Genomic DNA, 4328 nt, shown 5'->3' on the forward strand with positions numbered 1-4328 from the left:
TAACGGGTACTGTTACGGGTTTTTGGGGTATCGCTATATACATAAAAGCAACAAATAAATGGTTTTTAGCATCAAATTAAATACAAATGAATAAACAAGAAAATAAAAGAGTGTTCAAGTTCGAGGAGCTTGAGTTTACAGATTTAAAAGGGGAAAGAGTTACAATACCATTGGACAATAAGCAATTAGCGGAGGGGCTATTTAATCACATCGATTCGCTAGAGTTCGACATGTTTGTCCGCAATCTTTACGACAAAGGTAAAGCAGAATTTTCGGACGAATTAGAATCTAAGATACTAGCCTTGCTGCCTAGCATTTGGATATACAGGGTTAACGAAGCAATCAAAGAATTATTTAACAAAGCAAAATAGGAAATCATGGCAAATCAAAAAATTGAAAGAACAGTCGAAAAAAGTAGCGTTAATAAAACAAGCACAGCGGTTTTTAAAGGTTACAACTTAACCTTTAATGAGGAAAGACAGTTGGGAGAACTTGTAAGGGTGGATATTAATGGTTACAAAAACATCGATCAAGGGATTATACATACTGTATCCTTGAATTATATGAAAAATACAGGTGAGCCATCTATTTCCTTCACTCCAGCCTCATCTGCTGATGCAGAATTAGCAAATGCTATTGCAGCCGAGTTAGAGGAAATGATAAGCGATACATCAACAGAGTAATAAAATGAGAGTAGGAGAAAAAGGTCTGTCGTTAATAAAGAAGTTCGAGGGATGGTATAGTAAGCCATACCTCGACCCAATAGGTATTCCTACTATCGGATATGGTTTCACCTATTATCTGCCTAGTAGAAAGAAGGTGACAATGCAGGATAAGGCCTTGACATTGCAAGAGGGTGAGTTAATGTTAAAGGAGGTATTGAAAGGCTACGAAGGTGATGTTTTGCGTTTGGTTAAGAAGCCATTGACGCAAAATCAATTTGATGCGCTGGTGAGCTTTACTTATAATCTAGGAGGTTATAATTTGAGCAAATCAACGCTACTTAAGAAAGTAAATATCAATCCTAATGATCCGGCAATAGCAGGCGAATTTGTAAAGTGGAATAGAGCAGGCGGAGCAGTATTAAAAGGTCTTACAAGGAGGCGTGAGGCCGAAAGAGATTTGTATTTTTCTAAATAGATGTCAATGGAGATATTAGAGATACTAAAAGACTATGGATTGCCAGTTGCAACAGGCCTTGCGGGATGGTGGGCTGGCAGACCTAGAGAGAAAGCCGATATCGATAGCACCAACATTGATAGTGCTAAAAAAGTTCTTGAAATGTCTGAGGATATTGCGGAGCGACTACAGGCACAATTGGTAAAATCTGATGAGGTAATCGAAGCTTTAAAAGAAAAGTTTAAGATTGAACTGGAACAGGGGAATACATGCCGAAAAGCACTAAAAAAAGTGCAAGAAGAGCTGAGCGAATGGAAGTCAATAGCAGAAAGACAAAATATAGAGCTTGAAGCATTAAGAACTGAAATTCGAGAGTTACGTAAAATTATAGAAGAACATGAAAAAGCTAATTCTAGTACTCGCAATATGCACGCTAATTAGTTCGTGCGGATTGTTCCGCAAAACAACGAAATCGAGCGATAGTCGTAAAGCTGAGCATGAAGTCGTTAATAATGTTGAGGAAACTAAACAGGTCGAAACAACGAAGAACAGCACGGAAAACACAAATACGAACGAAAAGTCAAACGAGCAGCAAACGCACAATATTGACAGTGACACCCAGGTAACCGCTGACGAAATAAATGTCGATAAGGATGGCAATATCTCTGCTAAGGGAAACGCTAAGTTAGATCAAAAGCGCAAGGATAAAGGCACTAAAGACAAGGCTAGCGAGACCAATATCAATACGAATAAGGTTATCGAGGAAATAGGAAAAACGATCGAGCAAATCAAAGGCGAGTATAAAGAAAAGAGCAAGGAGAAAGACAAGAGCAAAGAAAGTGAGGTAGAGCCTAGCGGCAAAGGGATAATGTTCGGGGCAATCGGCGTTCTAATTGTTGTTTTTGGGGTGTTGTGGTATTTTGGGGTTAAAAGGAAGATATAGAAAAATTTGCTATTTAGAAACAATATTGCTATATTATTGTTAATTAATTTGTAAAACTATACATTTGCAGTCCTTAAAACTATGGAGAATTACACACATTTAGCGGAGTTGTACGGCTTTCGTTGTTGGTTCAATGAGGATACAAACGAGGTGAAGGGTACAAATTGGTTTAACGATCAGATGATATCTATATTTACTTGGATTGATGTTACTTTTGAAATTAATGACGGTTTTTACATTAAAGTAATTGAGAGGCTGTAAAAAAGAAGCCTACTAATTGTAGGTCATAACTTTCGGCTTCTATAAACTCTGAACTAAAGCTTACTTTTTAACAGGTATCTTAAACGGTCTCCCGTTCTTTCTGCGAATGACTTTTCCTTTGACAGTTATGGTCATTCTATAAATATACTCCTGATCGTCGTTTTGTTGCAAATTATCTTTCGACATATCGAAATTATTTTTAGTCAGGACTGCCTTTTCAGCCCTCAATCCCTATTTGTTTCTCCCACAGGGAAGGGATTACTCGAGAGTTTGACCTATAAAAAAGCCTCGACCGTCTCTCGAGGTGTCGAGGCTAATTTTTTACGCACAGAGCCTTTTCACATGATGGTTATTTAAAGGCTTCGAAATGTTGCGATTGATAATTTGCACTACAAATGTATATTATATATATAATAATAAAGAATATTTCTAAATATATTTTTTAAATTCTATTATGAATTATCACCTATAATTCTGAACGAAGAATATTATAAGATAATCTTACTCTTTTAAATTCTAAAGATTTATCAAACCTTCCAAACTTTCTCCTGGATAACTGTGCAGCCATACTTTAACAACATTTCCTCCATCTTATCCAAAGAGATAGAATGGCCCTCCGACAACCTACGCTTCCAGCCCGCAACAGTGGAGCGGTCAACGCCTAATTTCTTGTACACACCCCGTTCAGACAGCATCTGAGCGAAAGCCTCCCGTGTTCCTGTTACTTCCATAAGTAAATTAATAATGTCAATAAAGCGACTGTTACAGCGATATCTAGCCATGTAATCACAAAATGAAACTTCATGTCGACCTCCGCTTCATCTCCACGTATCCACGCTTTTAAAAAATTGATAATCTGAGTAATCATATTTATCTTTGTTTTAGTGTAAGGATAAAGAGAGTTCCGAGAGCCTAGCTCTCGGAGGGTTTTTACAAGATTATCCACTTAAGGATTTTTCTGACCGTTTTGAATTTTAGTCTGACCACTACTTCAAAACCTCTCTTGGTTACCTTGACTTTAACCATATACAAATATACAAAATGTTTTCAGATTTGCAAACGTTTTGTATATTTATTTTCAATTTATTTCATCATTAAATTTCTATAAAATAAACTGTTACATTAAAAAGACCACTGTCGTAGACCATGGGATATTATGGTTATCTTTGTAGTATAATGAAAACCAGTAAAGTTTTAATTTTACAGGGCATTTATGACTACAGGCCATTGCTAAAGGAGCTTAATGCCCAAATAAAGTACTTTAATGAAGAAGAAATTTTTAACGAGTACTTTGAACACAGAATTTCTCACTTAACTTATTTAGACGAGAATTTCGAAGTGCGTAATAAGGAGTTGATTACTTTAAAAAAAGGGGTTTTCGACTTATTACCTGAGGTGTTTAAAAAGTTTTTGGAAGACTTAGTTATTCTTCAAGAGGAATATCTTAATTCGTAAATTCCTCAAACCAAAACCTAACTTCAACCTCTCTTTCCTCCAATAAGCCGTAACGCTTTGCAAATTTGTATTGTGTTGAGTCTCTATTCAAAGACTTGATAAAGCCTGCTATTACCTTTCTAAAAGATTCTAGGGGCATACTTGATTTTACAATATTGCAGGATGGACAAGAGGGGTTGAAGTTTTCTAATGTGTTGCGTTCGGGGTGCTCGCACCCTCCGTTTACCCAATCTCTCTTTATCGGTTCTATGTGGTCAGCGTGAAAGGTCTTTCCTAGTTCGCATCCGCAATAAGCACAGCGTCCCCCGAACTTATCTCGGAGTGTTACACGTTGTTGTTTGGTTAGTTTCATTCGTATATCCCTCCAAATTTCTCTACAAATGGTGTTTGCTTGTATTCTCCTTTCTCGTCAACCCAGCTTGTACGGTGACCATCTACATAGGAAATATGTGCGTGAATAACTTTTGCGCCGTATTCGTAAACAGTTTTATAGCCGAATAGCTCACAAATGCGCTTTGCCTGCTCGTGTATATCAGACTTCTTCAAGCCT

Annotated in this window: 12 protein-coding genes; 7 read left to right on the top strand and 5 right to left on the bottom strand. The window is 37.0% G+C overall.

Annotation, left to right across the window (positions count from 1 at the left end; genetic code table 11):
* The first annotated feature begins 86 nt into the window (after positions 1-86).
* From ORI89_RS18970 to ORI89_RS18995, 6 genes are all read left to right on the top strand, one after another.
* Complete coding sequence (locus ORI89_RS18970; RefSeq protein WP_268232097.1) at positions 87-371, top strand: hypothetical protein; 285 nt, start codon at positions 87-89, stop codon at positions 369-371.
* Positions 372-377: 6 nt separating this feature from the next.
* On the top strand, positions 378-683 hold the full coding sequence (locus ORI89_RS18975; protein WP_268232098.1) for a hypothetical protein: 306 nt from the start codon (positions 378-380) through the stop codon (positions 681-683).
* A 4-nt stretch (positions 684-687) separates the two neighbouring features.
* Positions 688-1140 carry a lysozyme gene (locus ORI89_RS18980; protein WP_268232099.1) on the top strand — a complete coding sequence of 151 codons (453 nt, stop codon included), beginning with the start codon at positions 688-690 and terminating at the stop codon, positions 1138-1140.
* Between the two features lie 6 nt (positions 1141-1146).
* Complete coding sequence (locus ORI89_RS18985) at positions 1147-1560, top strand: hypothetical protein (RefSeq protein WP_268232100.1); 414 nt, start codon at positions 1147-1149, stop codon at positions 1558-1560.
* Positions 1517-2062: a hypothetical protein gene (locus ORI89_RS18990; protein WP_268232101.1), complete on the top strand. Its 546-nt coding sequence runs from the start codon at positions 1517-1519 to the stop codon at positions 2060-2062. Before ORI89_RS18985 ends, ORI89_RS18990 begins: the two co-directional genes overlap by 44 nt.
* Before the next feature lie 81 nt (positions 2063-2143).
* A complete protein-coding gene (locus ORI89_RS18995) occupies positions 2144-2323 on the top strand; it encodes a hypothetical protein (protein WP_268232102.1) in 180 nt (59 codons plus the stop codon).
* A gap of 60 nt (positions 2324-2383) precedes the next feature.
* On the opposite strand, the gene ORI89_RS19000 is transcribed toward ORI89_RS18995, so the two are convergent.
* The 3 genes from ORI89_RS19000 to ORI89_RS19010 all read right to left on the bottom strand — a co-directional run bounded on the left by ORI89_RS19000 (position 2384) and on the right by ORI89_RS19010 (position 3191).
* A complete protein-coding gene (locus ORI89_RS19000) occupies positions 2384-2509 on the bottom strand; it encodes a hypothetical protein (protein ID WP_268232103.1) in 126 nt (41 codons plus the stop codon).
* 341 nt (positions 2510-2850) lie between these two features.
* A complete protein-coding gene (locus ORI89_RS19005) occupies positions 2851-3054 on the bottom strand; it encodes a hypothetical protein (RefSeq protein ID WP_268232104.1) in 204 nt (67 codons plus the stop codon).
* Entirely contained in the window at positions 3045-3191 is a 147-nt protein-coding gene (locus ORI89_RS19010) for a hypothetical protein (RefSeq protein WP_268232105.1), read from the bottom strand. The genes ORI89_RS19005 and ORI89_RS19010 overlap by 10 nt, the downstream gene beginning before the upstream one ends.
* A 308-nt stretch (positions 3192-3499) precedes the next feature.
* On the opposite strand from ORI89_RS19010, the gene ORI89_RS19015 reads away from it, so the two are divergent.
* Positions 3500-3778, top strand: coding sequence for a hypothetical protein (locus ORI89_RS19015; protein ID WP_268232106.1), 279 nt, complete (start codon positions 3500-3502; stop codon positions 3776-3778).
* Here ORI89_RS19015 and ORI89_RS19020 read toward each other — a convergent pair.
* A complete protein-coding gene (locus ORI89_RS19020; protein ID WP_268232107.1) occupies positions 3768-4130 on the bottom strand; it encodes an HNH endonuclease in 363 nt (120 codons plus the stop codon). The two genes, ORI89_RS19015 and ORI89_RS19020, sit on opposite strands and share 11 nt — an antisense overlap.
* The coding region (locus ORI89_RS19025; RefSeq protein ID WP_268232108.1) for a hypothetical protein at positions 4127-4328 on the bottom strand (202 nt) is incomplete at its 5' end. The genes ORI89_RS19025 and ORI89_RS19020, both read right to left, overlap by 4 nt.

Origin of the sequence: Sphingobacterium sp. UT-1RO-CII-1 (genome assembly GCF_026711005.1) — a bacterium.
GTDB lineage: Bacteria > Bacteroidota > Bacteroidia > Sphingobacteriales > Sphingobacteriaceae > Sphingobacterium.